Genomic DNA, 20,385 nt, shown 5'->3' with positions numbered 1-20,385 from the left:
CGGACCAACGATCGATCCACGAAGGAGTGACCATGCGGAGAAAGAGACTGGCCAAGGTGCTCGGCACCTTCGCCGCGGCGTGCGTGATGCTGGCGGTTCCCCTGTTCAGCGCGCAGGCGTACGACCCGACGGGCGGGACCCTGTACCAGCTCGGCAGCGAGCCCTGTCTGAAGGGCCGCGGCAACTGCGCGATCTACCCCAAGTCAGCGCAGTTGCCGAGCGGTCGTCTGGTCGCGGCGTTCGAGAAGTCCACCGTCGTCTCGTCGACGGGAACCGCCGACGGGCAGACCATCCCGGTCTACAAGAGCGACGACGACGGCGACACGTGGCAGCCGCTGTCGGAGGTCAAGGCCCCCGCGTACCTCTCCAGCAACTCCCAGTACGCGAAGTACACGAGCAACTGGACCAACCCCTACCTCTACGTCCTTCCCCAGGACGTCGGAAACCTCAAGCAGGGCACCCTGCTCCTCGCCAGTGTCGTGTCCGGCGACGACTACTACTACAAGGAGCACAAGGCGGCCGACCCCAACTGGACGCCGACCAGCGACGGCGACCGCAAGGACCTGGCCATCGCCCTGTACTCCAGCACCGACGACGGCGCGACCTGGAAGGTCGTCAACGTCGTCGCCACCGGCGGCTGGCAGGGCGGCAGCGCGGGAGCCATCGGGAAGAACATCGCCGCCGCGAACACGAACAAGCAGGTGGACCCCCTGTGGGAGCCGTACCTGATGGTCTACAAGGGCCAGCTCGTCTGCTACTACTCCGACGAGAACGACTACACCGGGTACAACGCGACGACCGGCGTGCCCACCCTGGACCCCGCCAACGACACCGCCACCGACTCGATGGGGCAGATCCTGGTCCACAAGACCTGGGACGGCCGGAGCACGGCGTGGAGCGACCCCGTCGTAGACGTCGCAGGCCTGACCCAGGACATGGGCGGCGGCAAGACGGAGATCGGCAAGGGCCGGCCCGGCATGACCAACGTCATCCGGACGACGGACGGCAAGTGGATGGCCACCTACGAGTACTACGGCGGTGGAGCCGCCCTCAGGTACAAACTCGCCGACAACCCCTTGAAGTTCTACCTCGACACCACCCCGGGAACGGGCATCACCAGCCTGCCGCTGGACACCGGCTCCCGGCCGTTCGCCACCGGCGGCAACCCGGTCCTCATCAGGCTTCCCGGCGGACGTCTGGTCTACAACGCCTCCGGCAGCGGCAGCGTCTGGGTCAACGACAGCGGACGCAGCGACGGCACCTGGAAGGAGTACCAAACGACCTCGCCGTCCGCCTACAGCCGCAACCTGCAGTACGTCGAGGGCACCGGCCGCATCGTGATCCTCAACAACGAGGGCACCTCGACGCTCAAGTTCGCCGAGGTCGACCTCGGCCACTCGGACGGCGCCTACTACCAGTTGGTGAACCGCAAGACCGACCAGGTGATCGGCACCGGGAACCACACCAACGACGCCAACATCGGCAACGCGGACGTGCCCGACGTACGCCTGGAGGCTCCCGGCTCGGCGTCGAACGCGGACACCCAGTACTGGCATCTGGTGACCGAGCCCAACGGCGGCACGACCCTGCTGAACAAATCGGGCGGACGCGCGGCGGCCATCTGGACCGGGAGCGCGACCGCCGGCCAGAAGATCGGCCAGTGGGTCGACAACAGCAAGACGGGCAGCTGGAACCTCGTCAAGACCAGCGACGGCCTCTACAAGCTGCAGTCGGTCAAGAACACCAGCCTGTACCTGACCGGCGCGACCGCCGGATCCCAGCTCACCCTGCAGAACGCGGTCGACGACGGTTCCCAGGACTGGGAGCTCGTCCAGTAGGCAGACCGTCGGCCCGTCGGGGGCCTGGCAGCTGTGCCAGGCCCCCGACCTCTCTTCCGAACTGCTCGCCCAACCCCGTGAAGGAGTCCGTACATGTCCATTCGAGCCTGGATACGCCGCGCCCGTCGCGCGCTCCTAGCGACCGGTGCGGCCGGCCTGCTCACCGCAGGCGTGCTGGCCGGCACGGCGACCACGTCCCAGGCCGCCACCCAGGAGCCGTGCGACATCTACGCCTCCGGTGGCACCCCCTGCGTGGCGGCGCACAGCACGACCCGGGCCCTGTACGCCGCGTACAACGGCCCGCTGTACCAGGTCCGTCGGGCCTCCGACAGCGCCACAAAGGACATCGGGCTCCTCAGCGCGGGCGGATACGCCGACGCCGCCGCTCAGGACTCCTTCTGTACCGGCACCAGTTGCGTGATCACCGTCATCTACGACCAGTCCGGGAAGGGCAACAACCTCACCCAGGCCCCCAAGGGGCAGTTCCCCGGCCCGGCCGCGGGCGGCAACGACAACCTCGCGCCCGCAGCGGCGGAGCCCATCACCGTCGGCGGCCACAAGGCGTACGGCGTGTTCGTCGGCCCCGGCACCGGCTACCGCGACAACTCCACGAACGGCATCGCCACCGGCGACCAGCCCGAGGGCATGTACGCCGTTCTCGACGGCACCCACTACAACGGCAACTGCTGCTTCGACTACGGCAACGCCGAGATCGACAACCGTGACGACGGCGACGGCACCATGGAGGCCATCTACTTCGGCAACATCAAGGTCTGGGGCTACGGGGCGGGCAAGGGCGCCTGGGTGATGGCGGACATGGAGAACAACCTGTTCTCCGGTCAGAACACCGGATACAACGCCGGCGACCCGACCGTGAGCCACCGGTTCCTCACGGCGACGCTCAAGGGCCAGCCCAACCACTGGGCCATGCGCGCCGGCAACGCCCAGACCGGTGGCCTCTCGACGTACTACGACGGGGTGCGCCCCACCGGGTACGCCACCATGAAGAAGCAGGGAGCCATCGTCCTGGGCATCGGCGGTGACAACAGCAACGGGGCGTCCGGCACGTTCTACGAAGGCGTCATGACGTCCGGCTACCCGACGGCCGCCACGGAGGACGCCGTCCAGGCCAACATAACCTCCGTCGCCTACACCGCCCCGGCGGCGTCGACCGCGCTCACCCCCGGTTCCCGTATCTCACTCCGGGCGACCACGGCGTGCTGCACCTCGGACTACATCAAGCACGACGACAGCGACGAATACGCCGAGATCGCGAACGTCACCTCGTCCTCCTCGTCGACGACCAAGGCGGACGCGACGTGGATCGTCCGGGCGGGGCTGTCGGACTCCTCCTGCGTCTCGTTCGAGTCCGCGAACAACTCCGGCGCGTACCTGCGCCATTACGCCTACCGCCTCCGGCTGAACGCGAACGACGGGACGTCGACGTTCGCGCAGGACGCCACCTTCTGTCCGCAGCCGGGCAACAGCGGGCAGGGATTCTCCTTCCGGTCCGACAACTTCACCGCCAGATATCTGCGGCACTACGCCTTCAACGTCTACATAGGGCAGAACGGCCTGTCGTCGAACTCCTTCGACAGCATGAGCAGCTTCGGCGACGACAGCACCTGGATGGTGGCCTCTCCCTGGTCGTGAGGAGAGGGCTCGTCGTCGCGATGCCGCTCCTTCCGTCAACGGATAGTTGGTCGCGCGGGTGAGAGCCGCTCATGGAGGAAGGCGGCCACGGCCCCGAGGGCGTCCCCTCGGTGGAACATCTCGTCCTCGTGGTTCGCGCCGGCGAGGATCAGGAGCGACACGTCCCCGTCGTCCTCCCGCACCTTGTCGAACAGCCACCGGCTGTGGTCGAGGCTCAGCATCGCGTCGCTGTCCCCGTGCATCAGGAGAAGGGGCGGGCCTTGGCCGTTGACATGGGTGAGAGGACTCGCCTGGAGGAGGGCCTCCTGGCCTTCCTCCTCCTTCTCGACCCCGACGAGACGGGCATAGAACGTCGGGTCGGGGGGCATGACCATGCCGTCGCGCTGTGCGAACTCAATGATGGACTCGGGCACCGGCAAGCCCGGCGTGGGCTGTGCCTTCTCCCCGTCGAAGGTGAGGTCCGCCGGGCCGAACCAGCTCACGACGGCCTGGACCGAGGCGTCCGCGGCCGATCCGTCCGGGTCCGGTGCGAAGCCCGTCAGCATGGCCAGGGCCGCTCCCGCGGACGCCCCCCAGATCCCGACCCGCGTCGTGTCGAGCCCATGGGACCCGCCGTGCCGCCGGACCCAGCGGACCGCGTCTCTGACGTCTTCGAGCTGTGCGGGATAGATCGCCTTGTCCACCAGCCGGTAACTCGCGCTGGCCACGGCGACCCCGCGCTGGGCCACCCCGACGAGTCGCTCTGGCAGGTCGGTCCGCCTGCCCATCGCGAACCCGCCGCCGTGCAGGTAGACGACGGTCGGTACCTCCCCCGCGACCTCTGGCCGGTATAGGTCGAGTTCGAGGGCGGTGCCGCCGCGGTCGGCATACGCGATGTCGCGGGTGACCCGGACGTCGAAGCCGGATGGGGTCGTGATGAGTTCGGACATTGCCTCTTCCTCGGAGACTCGGTGGCTTGCGGGTACTAGGAGCGTTCGAGTTGCGGTGCCGGCCCGTCGGCCGACGGCGCGGAACCGAGCGCGTCGGCGGAGACGAACCGCCGCAGCTTTTCGGCGATTCCGGCGATGTCCTCCGCGCTCTCGGCGACGCCGAGGATCAGCCGGTCCGGCCGCACGACGACCGCACGCGTGCCCAGTCGGTCCAACCAGGCGCGGACCGCGGGATCGTCGTCGGGGACGAACTGCGTGTCGAGGGCTCCCCACACTTTCGGGTCGCGGCGGACGCCTTCGGTCAGGAGCGCGAGGTCACCCACGATCGCGAACCGGTAGCCGATCACGTCGTCGAGACGGCTCCCGTCGGCCAGGACCGGCTGCTCGGCGACAAGGCCCGCGGGCAGGTCGGCCTCACCGTGCAGGCCCGGTCCGACCAGCGGCCGCGGATGGGTGAAGACGCTGTCGAGCGTCAGTGTCGCCCGGTAGCCGTCGGGATCCTCCGCGATGGTGGTGGTGGCCTTGGCGAGCGCGAGCGCCATCAGCGTGAACGCACGCACATGCGGCCGGCGTTCGGTCTCGTAGGTGTCGAGGACCTCCTCGGTGAGCACGCCGTCGACCACGCCCGCGAGCTTCCAGCACAGGTTCGCGGCGTCTCGCCAGCCGGAGTTCAGCCCCTCGCCCAGATCGGGCGTCATGAGGTGGGCCGCGTCGCCGGCCAACAGCACCCGGCCGTCCCGCCATCCGGTGGCGGTGCGCGAGTGGAAGGTGTAGACGACGACCCGTATCAGCTCGGCCTGTCCCTCCTTCAGCCAGGGGCTCAACAGCTCCCAGACCTTGGCGTGCGAGGTGAGCTCCTCGGGATCGTCGCCGGGCATGACCCGGAACTCGAAGAGCTTGATGTTGGTCGGAAGCGGGGTGATGTAGCTGACCGGCCGCTCGGGGTTGGCGTACTGGGTGAGCCGTTCGGGCAACGACACGGAGTCGTCGGTGACCCGCAGATGGACCAGCAGCCAGCTCTCGTCGCCACCGTGGTCCTCGACAGTGCAGTCGATGGCCTGACGGACCGCGGAGCGCGAACCGTCCGCCCCGATCACCCAGTCGGCGTGCAACGTCGTGGTCGTCCCGGATCCGTCCGCACTCGTCAGTACGAGGTCGACGCCCGCGGCGTCCTGGCGGAGCGAGGTCATTCGTTGCCCGAGGAACTCCGACACACCGAGGGCCGTGTTCTCCCGCCGGATCGCCGTCTCGACGAGCGGTTGCAGAATCGAGTAGTTGGGCCCCCATGCCTGGTGGGTCTCCGGGACATCGGGTTGGCGCGACAGGACGAGGTTCCCGTCCTTGTCGACGATGTCGTACCAGAACGTGAACGGGAGCATGTCCGTGACCAGTTCGTCCGCGAGCCGCATGATCTGCAGCAGCCGCATCGACTCGGGCACGAGACCCCCCGCGCGCGGCGTCGGGTACACGTTTTCGTGCTCCTCGATGACCGCGACGTCGATCCCGCGGCGTGCCAGGACGTTGGCGATGGCGGCTCCGACCGGGCCATAGCCGACGATCGCCACTGTGCTCGTATGTGAGGTCATTGCTGTTGATCTTCCTTTCGCTCGCCGCTTCAGGGCTTCGGCCGGTGACGCGCGGGCCTTCGTTGTGTGAAGCCGCCGTCGGTGCGCCGAGGTTCTCGGTGGAGCAGGACGGACGGGAGAGGGGCCGGTGCCACCGGTAGATCCGGGCGGTGTGGTCGAAGTCCTCGAGGATCCACATCCGGTCGCCGATGTCGCAGTCTTGTCCGGCGAAGTCGCCTGAGAGATCTGTGCGGTGGCAAGAGCCCACCAGCGCCGGGGCAGCGCACGTGAAGTGGGCGGAGACCGCGCGTCCGAGCCTGCCACCCCCGCATTAGGCGGATCCCGGCGGGGCCGGCCGAGGAGGGGAGGACCTCGACCAGCCCCCGTCCCCCGGATACGTGGGGCACGCCGACAACGCGCTTCGTGACGCGGTGCAGTGCCACTGGATCCTCCTTGATCCATGGGGGACGCGAGTGGTCGGGCTGTCGGAGTGGGATGAAGACGAGGTGACGTGTCGGCCCGACCCCACGGCGATCAGCTGGAGTGCGGTAGGAGCGCCGACGTCCCAGACGGCGAACTTCCTCGCGCAGCGGCTCCGGGAGCCGAAGACCACCTCAACATTCCACCTGGCTCGTCAGATAAGCAAGAGTATTTTCGAAACTCGACGCTATCTTCGCTCTTGAGTATGGTGTTCGACATGCAGAAGAATGCGCCGACGACCAGAGGCGAAGCAGTGTTCACGGCCGTACGAGGAGACATCCTGGCCGGCCGCCTGACGCCAGGGGCCCGGATGCCATTCGCTGATCTGTGTGCCCGGTACGGTGCGAGCACGGGAGTGTTGCGCGAGGCACTTTCCCGACTGGCCGAGCAGGGGCTGGTGCTGGTCGAACCGCAACAGGGCTATCGGGTCATGCCCCTGTCGGCCGAGGACCTGGCGGACCTGACCGCGGCGAGGGTCGAGATCGAGGGGCTCGTCCTGCGGCAGGCCGTCATCCAGGGAGATCTCGGCTGGGAGTCGCAGGTGATCGCCCGCCATCACGCCCTCACGCGAACCCCCCAGGTCGACGCCACCGACCCGGCTCGGTTCTCCGACGACTGGACCCGAGCACACGCGCAGTTTCACGCGACCGTGCTCGAAGGGTGCACGAACCGCCGACTGCGGGCGATCGCCAATGGTCTCCGCGACTCGGCCGAGCTCTATCGGCAGTGGTCACGGCCGTTGGGCCACGACGAGGACCGGGACATCGCCGGCGAGCATCGCGCCCTGATGCAGGCCGTGCTCGCCCGGGACGCGGACGCCGCCGTCGCGGTGCTCACGGCCCACATCGAGCACACCAGCGTGGTCCTCCTCGACCGTGCCGCACAGGCCGAGCACCCGGGTTAAGGCCCTCCGGTCGGATCGCCCACGGGTGGGCCGGGCCCAGCGCGGCTGGGCTCCCGGTCAACACCTTCGTGGGAGTTTTCGCTACCGCCACGCCGTCACCACCGTGCGGATGAACGACAGGGGTGGGTCGATGCGCGCCGTGGGTCCCTCCGCCGGTGGGTGGCTCAGGCCGAGTGGGCACCGGTCATCAGGCCTGCGAGGTCGTCCGGAGCCAGGAAGGACGGCGGCGGAGGCGGTCCCCAGTTGAAGAGCCCCTTGGCGCCTTCGAGGGACTCGGGCGTCCAGAGCTCGTCCTCCGGGATGTGGTCCATGTCCGCGAAGTACTCCGAGAAGTTGCCTGCCGGATCCTTCAGGTACCAGAAGAAGTTGGAGCCGGCGTGGTGCCGTCCGAGACCCCAGACGTGGCGTTCCGGGTTGTTCTCCAGCATGGCGTAGGCGCCGCGGCCGACATCGTCGACGTCGCTGACCTGCCAGCTCGTGTGATGCAGGTAGCTGATGGGCGCGGCGAGGGCGAGGAAGTTGTGGTGATCGGTGCTGCAGCGCAGGAACGCACCCTTGTCACCGATGTAGTCGGAGACCTGGAACCCCAGGCCCTCGACGAAGAAGCGCATGGTGCCTTGCAGGTCCGGGGTTCCGGAAACCGCGTGACCGAGCCTGCGGGGACGAACCCGGTCGCCTCGCAGGACGCCGGGTGCGCGGCCGAGCCGCTCCACACGCCCGGGACCGTTGTACGGCGTCGCAGGGACGCGTTCCTGCTGGATGCGTGGTGCGACCGCGACCCGGACGCGGATACCTGTCGCCGGGTCGGTGGCGGCAAGGCTGTCGATGGTCGACACGTCGAGGTGGTATCCCAGCGCCGTCAATGACGAAGCGATCCGGGCGACGTCGTCCGCATCGTCGGCTCCGACACCCAGTTCTTCCAGGCGTCGGCGAGGACCCGACGTGATGCGCAGTTGTTCGCCCCCCTCGCTTGTGGAGAATCGCAGACCCCGCCCCTGGGTGAGGCCGAAGTCGTCGTAGTAGTCAGCCGTCTCGTCCGGGTTGGGGACGGCGATGGTCACGTGAGTGAGGCCGTGCAGACTCATGACGCCACCGCCGTCAGTGCACGGCGTGCCGACTCGTGGCCGCTCTCGGGCCGGACGAACCGCTGCCGCAGCTCTCCGACACCGGCCACCGAGGTGACGAGCTCCTGGCCCGGCTGGATGAACAACTGGGGCTCGCGGCCCACCCCGACTCCCTCGGGGGTGCCGGTGAACACCAGGTCGCCCGGGTAGAGGGAGATGATCCCGGACAGGCCGGCAAGCAGGCGGGGAATCGGCACGAGGAGTTGCTTGGTGCTGCCCGTCTGCATCTGCGTACCGTCCAACGTGCAGCCAAGCTCCACGTCTTCGCGGTCGGGCAGCTCGTCAGGAGTGACGATCCACGGACCGGTCGGCGCGAACCCGGGGAAGGACTTGCCGAGTCCGAACTGCGGCGCCGGCGTGCTGAACTGGGTGGCCCGATCCGAGATGTCCTGGCCCGCCATGACGCCGGCAACGTGATCCCACGCGTCACGCTCTGAGATGGGGCCGTCGATGGGACGCCCGATGACGACGACGAGTTCGACCTCCCAGTCGATCCTGCCGTCTTCCGGCAGTGCGACGGTCGTCACCGGCCCCGACAGGCTCGACACGAACTTGGGGAAGACGGGTGGCAAGCCCGCCGGCGCTTCGAAGCCCGACTCCTGGGCATGGTCGGCGTAGTTCAGACCGAACGCGATGATCTGGCGAGGCAACGGCGACGGGGGGCCGAGCTTCGCGTCGTCCACGACGATGCCGTCGGCCAGTTCGTCCAACTGTGCCGCCCACTGGGACACCTCGTCCCAGAGCGGGAAGAGGCTCGCGGGATCCGGGCCGAACCGAGCGCCGCTGAGTTCGTGGATGTCGTGGGCTGTCCCGTCGGAAGCGATGAGGACAGCTCGGCCTTCAAGGTTTGCCAGTTTCATATGGGGATCCCTGATGACGAGCGTATGGTTTCTGTCACTCAACCACACGATATTCGCAATCACAAGTAACATTCGAACATCTGGAAGTGCTGTTCACTATCCCCTAGGATCGCCACATGGCCAGAGGTACGACACCCACCGATGAGTCCGCACCCAACGGCTCGCGAACACGCTCCAATGCCGACTCCGTCTTCGACAGCTTGCGTGCCGACATCCTGGGGGGCATCTACGAGCCAGGGTCCAGGCTGAAGTTCGCGTCACTCAGCGAGCGCTACGGCGCGAGTGTCAGCGTGCTGCGTGAAGCGCTCGCGCGGCTGGCCGAACAACGTCTGGTCTTGAGCGAGCCCCGTGTGGGCTTCCGAGTCACCGACTTGTCCGCGCCGAGCCTCAAAGACCTGACCTGGACGCGCATCGAGATCGAGTCCCTGGCCCTGCGGCGCGCGGTGGCCACCGGCGACATTTCCTGGGAGTCGACGGTCCTGGCCGCGCATCACAAGCTCGACCGTACGCCGATGTTCTCCGAGGACTCGCCTCAGCGCATCCGTGACGAGTGGGAGCTGGCGCACGGGGAGTTCCACCGTGCCCTCGTGGCAGGGTGCGGCAGCGAGTGGCTGATCAGCATCGCGGCAAATCTGCGCGACTGCGCCGAGCTGTACCGACGTTGGTCCGGTGCGCGGGAGCCGAAGCGCGATGTCGCCGCCGAGCACCGTCGGCTTCTGAACGCGGTGATCGACCGCGACGGCGACGCCGCGGCCGAAGCGCTGACGTTTCACTACGAGAGCACCGCGAGGATCCTCTTGGGTGACTTCGCTGCTGGCTAGTCGGGTGACAGGGACTTTTCACCTCGCCCTGCCAGAAGTCCGGAGTGTCCGCCGCCGCTGTCGGCCGACAACTACGAGACGCCGCTCATCAAGGCCGCGTTCGAAAGCGGGGGACGGCTCCAATCCCTTCAGTACGCCGTAGTCGAGAGGAGCAGCGCATGCGCGCCGCCGTCGCCACCCGGTTCGACGTCGACAACCCGCTCGCGGGGCTGGAAGTCCGCGATCTGGAAACGCCGCCAACGCCCGGTTGGGCAAGGGTGCACGTCAGAGCCGCGTCCTTCAACCACCACGACATATGGACACTTCGGGGCTTGAGTGGCCACCGCGTGGATCCGCCATTGGTACTCGGGACCGACGCGGCCGGCGTGACGGACGATGGGCAGGAAGTGATCGTGCACGCCGTCGTAGCTCCAGGCCTCCTTCTCTCGGAACGCGCCCCAGGCACGCTTGCCGATCGGGTGTTCGCCCCAGCCGAAAACCTGATCCCCAAACCGGCGGAGCTGAGCTTCGCCGAGGCCGCGTGCCTGCCGACCTCGTATCTCACCGCGTTCAACATGCTCTTCGGGAAAGCACGATTGATCCCCGGTGAACATGTACTCATCCAGGGTGCGGGCGGCGGCGTCTCCACGGCAGCCGTCCTCCTCGCCACAGCGGCCGGCCTTGAGGTGACGGTGACCAGCCGTGACGAAGAGCGGCTACGGCGAGCGCGCGAACTCGGCGCACATCACGCGATCGTGACGGGGCAACAACTCAGCGATCGGGTGGACGCCGTCCTGGAGACGGTCGGTGCGGCGACGTGGGCACACTCGCTGCGCTCGGTGCGCCCTGGTGGCCGGATAGTCGTGGCTGGAGCGACCACAGGCTTCGACCCCTCAGCCGAGCTACCCCATCTGTTCCTGCGCGATGTCGACGTGCTGGGCACTTTCATGGGCAGCCCCGAACAACTGGGTCTGCTGGCCAACATGCTCGCGACCACGGGGGTTCGGCCGCTCATCGACAGCGTCCGCCCACTGGACGACATCACCGAAGCGGCCGAGCGGATGGTCGCCGGCAAGGCTTTCGGAAAGCTGGTCGTCGAGATTTCGTGAGATGACGGCGCGTCGTCGGCCGCCTCCCCGGCCACCGTGCCAATGCGTGCGGCATCGGGGCCGAAGGTCCGTCGGCGGCATCGCAGTTGTACCCGCGGTGTCGATCCCGTCGGCCAGACGTCGGCAGCGTCCAGTTCATCCCGTGCGTGGTGACGAGCGGCAAATGCGCCCCGCGGCGATGTAGTCGATAACGGCAGCCTGGGCCAAAGGCCCTACAGGGCCGCTCGTGCGGAGAGGCCGCCGTCGACCATCAGGACGGTTCCCGACGTATAGCCGGAGGCCGGCGAGCCGAAGAACACGACCGCCGAAGCGATTTCGACCGGATCTGCGGCCCGGCCGAAAGGCCGGGCCGCACTGGTCTGTACGGACCCGCCGAGTTCGGTCAGCCTCTCCGTCGCGACCGGCCCGGGGCTCACTCCGACGACCCTGACGCCATGCCGGTGGCTGTCGCTCCCCAGCGACATGGTGAAAGCGGTGAGTGCGGCGTTGCCGGTGACGCCGCAGATGTAGGTGGGGTCGCGGGTCTGGGCGGCGGCGCCGAGGACGTTGACGATGACGCCGTCTCCTCGTGCGCTCATGGCGGCGAACATGTGGCGAGTCATGTTGATGTAGCCGAAGACCTTGAGGTCCCAGGCAGCGCGCCAGGTTGGGTCGTCGACGTCCTCCAGTCGCCCACCCGGGATGGCGCCGGCGTTGTTGACCAGAATGTCGGCATGACTCCACTTCCGCGCCACTCGGACCGCCTCCTCCGGCTTCGAGAGGTCGGCGGGCCACGGGGTCACGGCCCGGCCCGTCTCAGCTGCTATGCGGTCAGCCGTCCGCTTCAATTGGGCCTCTGATCGTGCGACGAGCACCGTGTCGCAACCTTCGGTCGCAAGCAGCCGGGCCGTCGCGGCCCCGATTCCCTTGGACGCGCCGGTCACAATGGCCAGACGTCCGGTTAGCCCGAGTTCCACTCGACTCCCTCATTCGACAATTCGCCTACAACAGGCATTCGGCCCACGCGAGGGGGAGTTCCCCTCGAACGACGGTGCGTGCTTCAGCCCAGCGCACACAGCGCCACACCCCCACCCGTCGAGGGCCAGACAGCTGGCTGCGAGCTTCACGATCCGGCCCTATCCGCGTCGCCGACCTCGGATCCGGGGGGGCAGACCGAGCCGACGACCCCACAGCACTCCTGATCATCGAACATCATGGCCATGATTGAACTTCATGTCAATTTTCGAAGATCTGTTGACATTTCGCGGGAGTGACATTTGGATGACGGACTACGTCTGGTGGACCGCAGCCCCAGGCACGTGACACTCCCAGGCAACGAAGCAAGGGGATGGCGATGGATGCATGCACGGTCGCAGTCGTGGGATACGGACCGGTCGGAGGCGCGTTGGCAAACCTCCTGGCTCGGCAGGGCATCGACGTGCTGGTCATCGAGGAGCATCCCGACATCTATCCGCTGCCCCGGGCCGGCGGGCTGGTACCGGAGTCGATGCGCCTCATGCAGATTGTCGGAGTGGCCGACGAACTCGCCGCCGACATGAAAGAGGTGACCCTCTGGTACGACATCTTCGACAAGGACTGGAACCTCGTCGTCAAGCGTGAGCCCGACATCGGAGACACCCGCCAGGTGTGGCCCAACCACTACACGTTCCTCCAGCCGCTTCTGGAGACCGCGGTACGTCGAGAGAACGGTGTCCAGGGCGTGCGCACTCGCACGGGATGCCGGGTCACCGGCCTCGACCAGGACGCGACGGGCGTCAGCCTCACGGTCGCCGACGTCAAGACGGGCGGCAAGGACACTGTGCGGGCTGACTGGGTCGTGGGCTGCGACGGTTCCCGCTCGTTCGTCCGCAGCGCCATCGGATCAGAGCAGGAGGACCTGGGCGGAGACGAAGCATGGCTGCTGGTCCACCTGCGCCTGACGGATGACTCGGTCAAGCTCCCCGAGCGGCTCTTCCAGTGGGCTCACCCCGAACGGGCCGTCACCTTCGTCCCCAACCTGCCGGCCGGCCTCTGCCTGTTCGAGTTCCGCGTCATGCCCGGTGACACGGTCGAGGAACTGACCAGTGAGGCCAAGGTCTGGGAGCTGCTGCGGCCGTGGCTCCACGAGGGGCAGGCCGACCTGGTGCGTGTCGTGGTCTACGAGTTCCACACGCGCGTCGCCAACGGGTGGCGCGACGGTCGCGTGATGATCGCCGGCGATGCCGCGCACGTGATGCCGCCGGACCTCGGTGAAGGCCTGAACTCGGGGTTCCGGGACGCCATCAACCTCGGCTGGAAGCTCGGCGGGGTCGTCAACGGCCAGTGGTCCGAGTCCCTCCTCGACACCTACGAGACCGAGCGCCGCCCGCACGTGTACGCCTTCACCGTGCTCTCGAACGCGCTCGCTGTGGCGACCTCCAAGATCGCCGACGATCCCGACACCTACCGCGCCACCCTGGCACTGGACTCGGTTTTCCGGCACCCCCACCCGCGGGTCGGTCCCGGCGTCCACGGCGAAGCGCCTTACCCGGCCGGACATCTGGCCGAACAGCCTGTCCTGGCCGACGGACGACGGCTCGACGACGTGATCGGATACCGTTTCGCCCTGGTCGGGGACCCCGAGCTCATCGAGCAGGCGGTCGCCGCCGACCACGACCTGTGGTCCAGCCTCGACCCGGCGATCGTCAGCGGCGAGGACCCACAGGTCGCCGAGTGGCTGTCCCGGCTCGACGCCCGCGTCGTGGTGGTCCGACCCGACCGCCTTCTCTTCGGCACCGCGGCCAACAGCGAGGACCTCGCGGCACTTGCCACACAGTTGCGCACCCTCCACTCCAACGTCACCCAGACCGCCGGGGCTCACTGAGCCCACCGGTCGCCACCCGTGCAGTCAGCCCAAGAACGCAGAGCAAGGAGAAACGCGATGATGATGGTGCACCTCCTCAGCCGACAGCCCCACCTGACCCACGAGCAGTTCATCGACCACTGGCAGAACGTGCACGGCCCCCTCGTCAAGGGTCACGCCGACGCGATCGGTCTGCGGCGCTACGTCCAACTGCACTCCGGCTACCAGAGCGTGGTCGACGCCATCAACGGCCCGCGCGACGGCGAGGCCAACTTCGGTGGGGAATGGGACGGCCTCGCCATGTCCTGGTGGGACAGCGAGGAGGACTTCTTCGCCCACGTGGGGAGCGAGGAGGGCAAGGCGGCGATGGCGGAGATCATGGAGGACGAGCCGAAGTTCTCCAACTACGACCGGTCCGTCCTGCTCTTCGGAGACGAGAAGCTCGTGATCGGCGACAGGAAGCTCCTCTTCGGCTACCAGGGCGACTGACGTCAAGAAGGCTCACCCCGCCCACGAGACACGCGGCACGGGCACGGCCGTCGTCCCTTCGTCTCATCGGATCGCGGTGGTCGATCGGCGCGGTGCCGGATGTCAAGGACAGTCTGCCCCGGTGCCTGAAGCCAGGAATGCCTCCGGTGGCGAGGGAAGCGTCTGACGCGCCCATCTGCCACCGGGGCCGCGGCCACGCCGAACCGGCGCCGAGGTCTCGACAGGAACGCCACAAGTCCACCCGGCTAGTACAGAGGATCCGACCATGTCCGCATACCTCGTCGTCGAGATAGACATCACTGACCCGGAGCAGTACGAGAAGTACAGGGCCGCCCTGCCCGCAGCCCTCGCAGCGGGCGGCGGCCGCCTTGTCGCCGGCGGCGCGTTCACCGTCCTTGAGGGCGACTGGCATCCGCCGCGCCTCGCGGTCCTCGCGTTCGAGGACCTCGACGCGGCCAAGCGCTGGTACGAGTCGGAGGTGTACCAAGGGGCCAAGACGCTTCGTGAGGGAGCGGCGAACGTACGAATGGTTGCGATTCAGGGCGTCGAGTAGCCTGCCCGGTCGTCGGCTCAACATCGGTTGGTAGGTGCCGAACAGGAGGAGCAACCATGCCCTATATCGACAGTAATGGCGTGAACCTCTACTACGAGGACACGGGTTCAGGCCAGGCAATTATATGGGTGCACGAGTTCGCCGCCGACTACCGAACGTGGGAGGCGCAGATACGCCGGTTCAGCAGGGACTACCGATGTATCACCTACAACGCCCGCGGCTACCCCCCGTCCGACGTACCCGAGAACAAGGACGCCTACGCGTACGAACATTACCGCGAAGACCTTCGAAACGTCATGTGCGCACTCGGGATCGAGCGCGCACATATCGTCGGCCTGAGCATGGGCGCATATGCCGGTATCCAGTTCGCGATGAAATACCCGGCCAGAACACTCTCGCTCGTCTTCTCCAGCGGCGGTTCGGGGTCCCAGCAGAAAGATCGCGAAAAGTTCAGGTGCGAGACGGACGAGGGGGCGGATCGTTTGCTCCAAGAGGGTATGGAGTCCGGAGCTCGGGGACTTGCCATGGGTGCCACACGAGTCCAGCTGCTGAACAAGGACCCTCGCGGTTGGGAAGAGTTCCGGCGCTGCCTGTCCGAACACTCGACTTTGGGATCTGCGCTGACTCTCAAGAACTACCAGGCCCTCCGGCCATCGCTCTACGACTACGAGGAGCAACTCAAAGAACTCGACGTCCCGATACTGCTGGCCGTCGGCGACGAAGACGACGCGGTCATCGAAGTCAACCTGTTCTTGAAGCGCACGCTGCCGCAGGCGGGACTGTGGATTCATCCCCAAACCGGCCACGCCATGAATCTCGAAGAACCGGATCAGTACAATTCTCGCATTGCCGAGTTCTTGAGTGCTGTCGAACGCGGGACATGGCGGCGCCGGGATCCTCGTGCCAATCCGGACCGTCCAATTTTCGTAGGCGAGCACGCCAATTAGGGACGGCATTGGTTGCTGAGGCGACCGGCCATCAGTGGCGTGCGAGCCCGGCCGAGATCCGTTCCGTCGCGTCGACCACTAGCTTCCCGTACGGTTCCCGAAGCTCGTCGGTGAGACGGTAGCCGGGCATCGAGATCGAAAGAGAGGCCACCGGCCGCCCCTGCCTGTCGCGGACCGCCCCGCCGATCGCGGACACGTCCGCCCGCCAACGTCCGGGATTGATGTCGTAGCCACGCGCCGCGACACCGATCAGTTCGGACAGAACCTCGTCCCGCGTGAGATGCGCGCCATTGGCGAGCGCGACGAAATCAGGCACCCGCGCGGCTCGCTCCGCCTCGGGAAGACGCGAAAGGAACGCCCATCCCGACGCGGTCAGCACCATCGGAACCCGCTCCCCCACATGCGCGACGGTCTGCACCGGACGCATCGACGCGACCTTGTCGATCAGAACGAGCGCGTCACCGTCCGGCACGGACAGATGGATGTTTTCGTCGGTCTTCTGCCCAAGCTCCACCATCACCGGGCGTGCGCACTCCCGCAGGTCCTCCTGGTTCATCACGCTCGCGCCCACCGCGAGCGCCCGGGCCGTCAGCACCCAGCGCTGCTCACCCGGCGCGCCCTGCGGCGCCACCCAGCCGGCTCCGCCCAGCGTGCGCAGGATCCGGTGCACCGTGGCCTTGGGAATCTCCAGCGACCTCGCGAGCGCGCTGATTCCCGCAGGTTGCGACCTGGCGACCGCCTCCAGCACATCCAGCGCTCTGAGCACCGACTGCATGCCCGACCGCCCTTCCGACGGCTCACTCACTGCGTCCCTCCAAAGGTTGATCCGCTTTGCGATCGCCCGGTTCACGATACGGACCATACAAGCCTCGAGGCGGGACCGCTCACAGTTCCACAGCCGCCCGTCAAAAGCCGCTCCACGACTGAGTAGCAGGCTGGCGCTTGACGCCACCCGAATCCCTCCCTAATTTGACAATGGTCCTGTGAGTAGTCCATCGGTTCATCCAGTGGACCAAGGAGAGTCCAATGACAACTACACCGGAGGCCGTCGGGTCCTCCCCGGCCTTCCTGCAGGGAGTCCGCGTCCTCGACGTGACAGGCGCTCTCGCCGGCCCCTACTGCACGACGATCCTGTCCGACCTCGGAGCGGACGTACTCAAGATCGAGCCGGTCCTGGGCGACCGTATGAGGGCCCGGCGGATGGGTGCGGAGCGCAGGTCGCTGCCGTTCGATCTGATCCACCGGGACAAGAAGAGCCTCGCCGTCGACCTGAAGTCGCCCGCCGGTGCCGACATCGTGCGCTCACTGGCCCGGCGCAGCGATGTCCTGGTGGAGAACTTCAGTGTCGGCGCCATGGGCCGGCTCGGTCTGGGCTATGAGGACCTGCGTCCGGACTGTCCCGACCTTGTCTACTGCTCGATCTCGGGTTTCGGGCAGTTCGGACCGATGAGTGACTCCAAGGGCATCGACCTGATCGCGCAGGCGTACAGCGGGCTCATGTCGGTCACGGGGTCGACCGACGGGCAACTGGCCAAGGCCGGGTTTCCCGTCTCCGACATCGGCACCGGCATGTGGGGCGCCATCGGAGTCCTGGCCGCCCTGTTGCGGGCGCGTGCCGGATTCGGCGGAGCGTACATCGACGTCGCCCTCACGGACTCGGTGGCCGCCTGGTCGCTGTGGGAGGTCGCCGACTACGTGGCGACCGGAGTCGACCCGGCCCCGCTGGGCACGGCTCACCGTCTGGCGGCTCCCTATGAGGCGTTCACCTGCCAGGAAGGGGACGTTCTCGTCCTCGGTGCGGTCGACCGGGCTTGGGACGCGCTCTGCGCGGTCCTGGAGATCGATCTGAGCGGTGATTCCCGCTTCGCCACCGAGTACGAGCGCTTCCTTCACCGCGAGCCTCTCGCAGAGATCATCCAGGCCCGTTTCACCACCGCCCCGCGGGCCCACTGGATGGCGGCCCTCCGTGCGGCCGGAGTTCCCTGCGGCCCGGTCAACCGCATCGGCGACATCCTCACCGACGAGCAGTTCGCCGCCCGCGGACTCTTCGTCCATGACGAGGAGCGGCACGGGGAGCCGACGATCGTGAACACTCCCATCGTGGCGGACGGCGCGCCCCGCGCCCGAGGTCACGCGCCGGAGTTGGGTGCGGACACCTTTGCCGCTCTGGCCGAACTGGGCTACGACGACGAGCACATCACCGCGCTGGTCGAGGACGGTGTCGTCGGCGTACCGGGTCCCAGCAGCGCCGAGCCGCGCGAATGAATCAGAAGGGCACCCTCAGGACGCCGCTCGTATTCGTACTCCAGCGGGACGGAACCAGACGGATCGCCGCACCCGTCGCCCGGCTCGGCCAGGCCCGGACCGGCCCCGCCGGCACCGGCGCGTTCCACGGAAGGGTTCTGCAGAGCGGTTTCGCGGACGAGGAGGCCAAATGACCGCGGCGAACACGACCTCAGGCATTCGCACCGAGGTGCGCGACGCCGTCGGCACCGTCGAGATCAGCAATCCCGCCCGGCGCAACGCTCTGTCCGTGGCGATGATGACCGAACTGGCCGCCGCCTTGCGGACGTTGGACGAGGACCCGGCCGTACGGGTGGTCGTTCTGCGCGGTGCCGGCGAGGACGCCTTCGTCTCGGGCGCTGACATCAGCGAGTTCCCGGACCGGCAGGATGCCACAGCCCGGCAAGCGGCCGACCGGGCAGCCGGCGCGCTGTTCACCCAGCTGTCCGCGGTCTCCGTGCCCGTCATCGCACGCATCCACGGCTACTGCATCGGCGCGGGGATGGCTCTCGCCCTGGGAGCCGACATCCGCTACGCCGACACCCGAAGTGTCCTCGCCATTCCCGCAGCTCGTCTGGGCGTCGGATATCCACTGGCGCAGACAGCTGCTCTGATCCAGGCCGTAGGGCCGTCGGCGGCGAGCGACGTGTTGTTCACGGGGCGTCGGCTTCCTGCCTCGGAAGCGCACGCCCTGGGGCTTGTGGACCGGGTGGTAGCACCCGAAGAGCTGGGCGAGGAGGTCGACGAGCTCGCCGCGACCATCGCGGCGAACGCCCCGCTGTCGGTCCGCGCCGCCAAGGCTTCCATCCGAGCTGTCCGCCGGTTGTCCGAGGGCGACGGCGAGGTGGCAGAGGCCGCCCGTCGTCTCGCGGAGCAGGCCGTCGACCGCTGTCACACCTCGCATGACCTGCGCGAAGGTGCGCTTGCTTTTCTGGACAAGCGACGCCCGCGGTTCACCGGACACTGACATCCACCAGCGAGCCACAACCGGCAGGATGCATCTGTCGGCACCCGCGCGGAGGCATCTCTGACCATCGGGACTCACCGAGGCGGCCGACGAAAGGGCCGCGTTCCTTCGACGAGATCGGCCGCGTCGGCGGCCTCATCGACACCTCTCTCAGCCCGGCCCCACCGGCTGCCGCCAAGCCTGACGCCGTCGGACGAAGGCGCCACCTCCTCTGCCGACTCGCGCCCCGAGGGGACCACCCTCGGTGTCAGTCCCGAATCGCGGATGGTGCGTCCGTCGGCGGCTCAGGCTGCGTGAAGCCGCCCGAGAGCAGCAATTGCTGGGTACGCCGGTAGTGCTCGCCCAGCAGCTCGGCGGCAAGATCCGCGTCCCGACCCGCCGCGGCTTCCATGATCGCGAGGTGCTCTCCGGCGACGTCGCGCTTGTCCGCCAGACTGGCGGCGGCCGGTCCCGACCAGCGCCGGTACAGCTCGGTCGCCGCGCGCAGGGTGTGGCAGAAGTCCAGCAGAAGAGGCACCCGGCACGCGCTGATCAGGGCCTCGTGGAACGCCGCGTGGGCCAACGCCCATTCCTCGCTGGTGCGCTCCGGATCGCTCGCCTCGCGCATGGGCGTACGGGCCAGCCGGTGGTGAGTCGAAACGACCTCGCTTTCCCATGACAGATCGCCCCGTTCGACGGCCAGTCGCAGCGCCCTGGTCTCCAGGTCGACCCGGACCAGCGTCAGGTCGGCGAGTTCCTCTGGCGACAGAGTGACCACGCTGAAGCCCTGACCGCCGCGCGCCGACACGAGCTTCTGCTCTGCCAGCTTCGTCAGCGCTTCGCGGACGACCCCACGGCTGACCCCGAACCTCTCGCACAACTCGGCGGGGCTGAGCTTGCCTCCCGGGCGGTACCGGCCGGCCAGGATGTCCCCGCGAATGCGCCGGTAGATGTCCTCGTTCAGGGTCACCGCTGTGCCGCGCTTCGTCATGCGGTCAGCCTAGCAAAGACGACTACCAAGATAGGAATCGCATATCCATTGACGAATCGACTCTTAGCCCCTAGAAACGATCCTGCAGATGCA

Annotated in this window: 19 protein-coding genes; 12 read left to right on the top strand and 7 right to left on the bottom strand. The window is 67.6% G+C overall.

The window, feature by feature from the left end:
- The first annotated feature begins 32 nt into the window (after positions 1-32).
- Together ABZ848_RS45005 and ABZ848_RS45000 are read left to right on the top strand one after the other, a co-directional pair.
- Positions 33-1,838: an RICIN domain-containing protein gene (locus ABZ848_RS45005; protein ID WP_360841557.1), complete on the top strand. Its 1,806-nt coding sequence runs from the start codon at positions 33-35 to the stop codon at positions 1,836-1,838.
- Between the two features lie 93 nt (positions 1,839-1,931).
- On the top strand, positions 1,932-3,491 hold the full coding sequence (locus ABZ848_RS45000; protein WP_360841555.1) for an alpha-L-arabinofuranosidase B: 1,560 nt from the start codon (positions 1,932-1,934) through the stop codon (positions 3,489-3,491).
- Positions 3,492-3,526: 35 nt separating this feature from the next.
- Here ABZ848_RS45000 and ABZ848_RS44995 read toward each other — a convergent pair whose 3' ends face one another.
- Together ABZ848_RS44995 and ABZ848_RS44990 are read right to left on the bottom strand one after the other, a co-directional pair.
- The gene (locus ABZ848_RS44995; protein ID WP_360841553.1) at positions 3,527-4,420 is read right to left on the bottom strand and encodes an alpha/beta hydrolase; all 894 of its coding nucleotides are present in this window, start codon (positions 4,418-4,420) and stop codon (positions 3,527-3,529) included.
- Positions 4,421-4,455: 35 nt separating this feature from the next.
- A complete protein-coding gene (locus tag ABZ848_RS44990) occupies positions 4,456-6,006 on the bottom strand; it encodes a bifunctional 3-(3-hydroxy-phenyl)propionate/3-hydroxycinnamic acid hydroxylase (RefSeq protein WP_360841551.1) in 1,551 nt (516 codons plus the stop codon).
- Between the two features lie 664 nt (positions 6,007-6,670).
- Between ABZ848_RS44990 and ABZ848_RS44985 the strand changes: the two genes are divergently transcribed.
- Complete coding sequence (locus ABZ848_RS44985; protein WP_360841549.1) at positions 6,671-7,369, top strand: GntR family transcriptional regulator; 699 nt, start codon at positions 6,671-6,673, stop codon at positions 7,367-7,369.
- A gap of 164 nt (positions 7,370-7,533) precedes the next feature.
- Here ABZ848_RS44985 and ABZ848_RS44980 read toward each other — a convergent pair whose 3' ends face one another.
- Together ABZ848_RS44980 and ABZ848_RS44975 are read right to left on the bottom strand one after the other, a co-directional pair.
- Entirely contained in the window at positions 7,534-8,454 is a 921-nt protein-coding gene (locus tag ABZ848_RS44980) for a VOC family protein (protein ID WP_360841547.1), read from the bottom strand.
- Positions 8,451-9,416: a fumarylacetoacetate hydrolase family protein gene (locus tag ABZ848_RS44975; protein ID WP_360841545.1), complete on the bottom strand. Its 966-nt coding sequence runs from the start codon at positions 9,414-9,416 to the stop codon at positions 8,451-8,453. Before ABZ848_RS44975 ends, ABZ848_RS44980 begins: the two co-directional genes overlap by 4 nt.
- A gap of 53 nt (positions 9,417-9,469) precedes the next feature.
- Between ABZ848_RS44975 and ABZ848_RS44970 the strand changes: the two genes are divergently transcribed.
- A complete protein-coding gene (locus ABZ848_RS44970; RefSeq protein WP_360841543.1) occupies positions 9,470-10,174 on the top strand; it encodes a GntR family transcriptional regulator in 705 nt (234 codons plus the stop codon).
- A gap of 158 nt (positions 10,175-10,332) precedes the next feature.
- Positions 10,333-11,262 (top strand): zinc-binding dehydrogenase, encoded by a 930-nt coding sequence (locus tag ABZ848_RS44965; protein WP_360841541.1) that lies wholly within the window; start codon positions 10,333-10,335, stop codon positions 11,260-11,262.
- A gap of 212 nt (positions 11,263-11,474) precedes the next feature.
- Here ABZ848_RS44965 and ABZ848_RS44960 read toward each other — a convergent pair whose 3' ends face one another.
- A complete protein-coding gene (locus ABZ848_RS44960) occupies positions 11,475-12,218 on the bottom strand; it encodes a short-chain dehydrogenase/reductase (protein ID WP_360841540.1) in 744 nt (247 codons plus the stop codon).
- A gap of 371 nt (positions 12,219-12,589) precedes the next feature.
- On the opposite strand from ABZ848_RS44960, the gene ABZ848_RS44955 reads away from it, so the two are divergent.
- From ABZ848_RS44955 to ABZ848_RS44940, 4 genes are all read left to right on the top strand, one after another.
- On the top strand, positions 12,590-14,104 hold the full coding sequence (locus ABZ848_RS44955) for a bifunctional 3-(3-hydroxy-phenyl)propionate/3-hydroxycinnamic acid hydroxylase (RefSeq protein WP_360841539.1): 1,515 nt from the start codon (positions 12,590-12,592) through the stop codon (positions 14,102-14,104).
- Between the two features lie 57 nt (positions 14,105-14,161).
- Positions 14,162-14,572: an EthD domain-containing protein gene (locus ABZ848_RS44950; RefSeq protein WP_360841537.1), complete on the top strand. Its 411-nt coding sequence runs from the start codon at positions 14,162-14,164 to the stop codon at positions 14,570-14,572.
- Between the two features lie 265 nt (positions 14,573-14,837).
- Positions 14,838-15,125 carry a DUF1330 domain-containing protein gene (locus tag ABZ848_RS44945; protein ID WP_360841535.1) on the top strand — a complete coding sequence of 96 codons (288 nt, stop codon included), beginning with the start codon at positions 14,838-14,840 and terminating at the stop codon, positions 15,123-15,125.
- A gap of 56 nt (positions 15,126-15,181) precedes the next feature.
- Positions 15,182-16,072, top strand: a complete 891-nt coding sequence (locus ABZ848_RS44940) for an alpha/beta hydrolase (RefSeq protein WP_360841533.1) — start codon at positions 15,182-15,184, stop codon at positions 16,070-16,072.
- 31 nt (positions 16,073-16,103) lie between these two features.
- Here the strand turns inward: ABZ848_RS44940 and ABZ848_RS44935 are convergent, their stop codons facing one another.
- Positions 16,104-16,922 carry an IclR family transcriptional regulator gene (locus tag ABZ848_RS44935; RefSeq protein ID WP_360841532.1) on the bottom strand — a complete coding sequence of 273 codons (819 nt, stop codon included), beginning with the start codon at positions 16,920-16,922 and terminating at the stop codon, positions 16,104-16,106.
- 176 nt (positions 16,923-17,098) lie between these two features.
- Between ABZ848_RS44935 and ABZ848_RS44930 the strand changes: the two genes are divergently transcribed.
- Genes ABZ848_RS44930 through ABZ848_RS44920 form a run of 3 tightly spaced genes read left to right on the top strand, consistent with a single transcriptional unit; the run spans position 17,099 to position 19,322 of the window.
- Entirely contained in the window at positions 17,099-18,337 is a 1,239-nt protein-coding gene (locus ABZ848_RS44930; RefSeq protein WP_360841530.1) for a CaiB/BaiF CoA-transferase family protein, read from the top strand.
- Positions 18,334-18,510, top strand: a complete 177-nt coding sequence (locus ABZ848_RS44925) for a hypothetical protein (protein WP_360841529.1) — start codon at positions 18,334-18,336, stop codon at positions 18,508-18,510. Before ABZ848_RS44930 ends, ABZ848_RS44925 begins: the two co-directional genes overlap by 4 nt.
- A complete protein-coding gene (locus ABZ848_RS44920) occupies positions 18,507-19,322 on the top strand; it encodes an enoyl-CoA hydratase-related protein (RefSeq protein WP_360841527.1) in 816 nt (271 codons plus the stop codon). Before ABZ848_RS44925 ends, ABZ848_RS44920 begins: the two co-directional genes overlap by 4 nt.
- A 247-nt stretch (positions 19,323-19,569) precedes the next feature.
- Here ABZ848_RS44920 and ABZ848_RS44915 read toward each other — a convergent pair whose 3' ends face one another.
- Positions 19,570-20,292 carry a GntR family transcriptional regulator gene (locus ABZ848_RS44915; protein WP_360841525.1) on the bottom strand — a complete coding sequence of 241 codons (723 nt, stop codon included), beginning with the start codon at positions 20,290-20,292 and terminating at the stop codon, positions 19,570-19,572.
- Positions 20,293-20,385 lie beyond the last annotated feature (93 nt).

Source organism: Streptomyces sp. NPDC047081 (assembly GCF_040643775.1).
Lineage (GTDB): Bacteria > Actinomycetota > Actinomycetes > Streptomycetales > Streptomycetaceae > Streptomyces.
The sequence above is the reverse complement of the archived record's forward strand: the minus strand, read 5'-3'. Positions and strand labels throughout refer to the sequence as shown.

Coding starts and splice junctions, on each gene's coding strand:
- ABZ848_RS45005 (WP_360841557.1), top strand. CDS start 33: ATGCGGAGAAAGAGACTGGCCAAGGTGCTCGGCACCTTCGCCGCGGCG.
- ABZ848_RS45000 (WP_360841555.1), top strand. CDS start 1,932: ATGTCCATTCGAGCCTGGATACGCCGCGCCCGTCGCGCGCTCCTAGCG.
- ABZ848_RS44995 (WP_360841553.1), bottom strand. CDS start 4,420: ATGTCCGAACTCATCACGACCCCATCCGGCTTCGACGTCCGGGTCACC.
- ABZ848_RS44990 (WP_360841551.1), bottom strand. CDS start 6,006: ATGACCTCACATACGAGCACAGTGGCGATCGTCGGCTATGGCCCGGTC.
- ABZ848_RS44985 (WP_360841549.1), top strand. CDS start 6,671: ATGGTGTTCGACATGCAGAAGAATGCGCCGACGACCAGAGGCGAAGCA.
- ABZ848_RS44980 (WP_360841547.1), bottom strand. CDS start 8,454: ATGAGTCTGCACGGCCTCACTCACGTGACCATCGCCGTCCCCAACCCG.
- ABZ848_RS44970 (WP_360841543.1), top strand. CDS start 9,470: ATGGCCAGAGGTACGACACCCACCGATGAGTCCGCACCCAACGGCTCG.
- ABZ848_RS44965 (WP_360841541.1), top strand. CDS start 10,333: ATGCGCGCCGCCGTCGCCACCCGGTTCGACGTCGACAACCCGCTCGCG.
- ABZ848_RS44955 (WP_360841539.1), top strand. CDS start 12,590: ATGGCGATGGATGCATGCACGGTCGCAGTCGTGGGATACGGACCGGTC.
- ABZ848_RS44950 (WP_360841537.1), top strand. CDS start 14,162: ATGATGATGGTGCACCTCCTCAGCCGACAGCCCCACCTGACCCACGAG.
- ABZ848_RS44945 (WP_360841535.1), top strand. CDS start 14,838: ATGTCCGCATACCTCGTCGTCGAGATAGACATCACTGACCCGGAGCAG.
- ABZ848_RS44940 (WP_360841533.1), top strand. CDS start 15,182: ATGCCCTATATCGACAGTAATGGCGTGAACCTCTACTACGAGGACACG.
- ABZ848_RS44930 (WP_360841530.1), top strand. CDS start 17,099: ATGACAACTACACCGGAGGCCGTCGGGTCCTCCCCGGCCTTCCTGCAG.
- ABZ848_RS44925 (WP_360841529.1), top strand. CDS start 18,334: ATGAATCAGAAGGGCACCCTCAGGACGCCGCTCGTATTCGTACTCCAG.
- ABZ848_RS44920 (WP_360841527.1), top strand. CDS start 18,507: ATGACCGCGGCGAACACGACCTCAGGCATTCGCACCGAGGTGCGCGAC.
- ABZ848_RS44915 (WP_360841525.1), bottom strand. CDS start 20,292: ATGACGAAGCGCGGCACAGCGGTGACCCTGAACGAGGACATCTACCGG.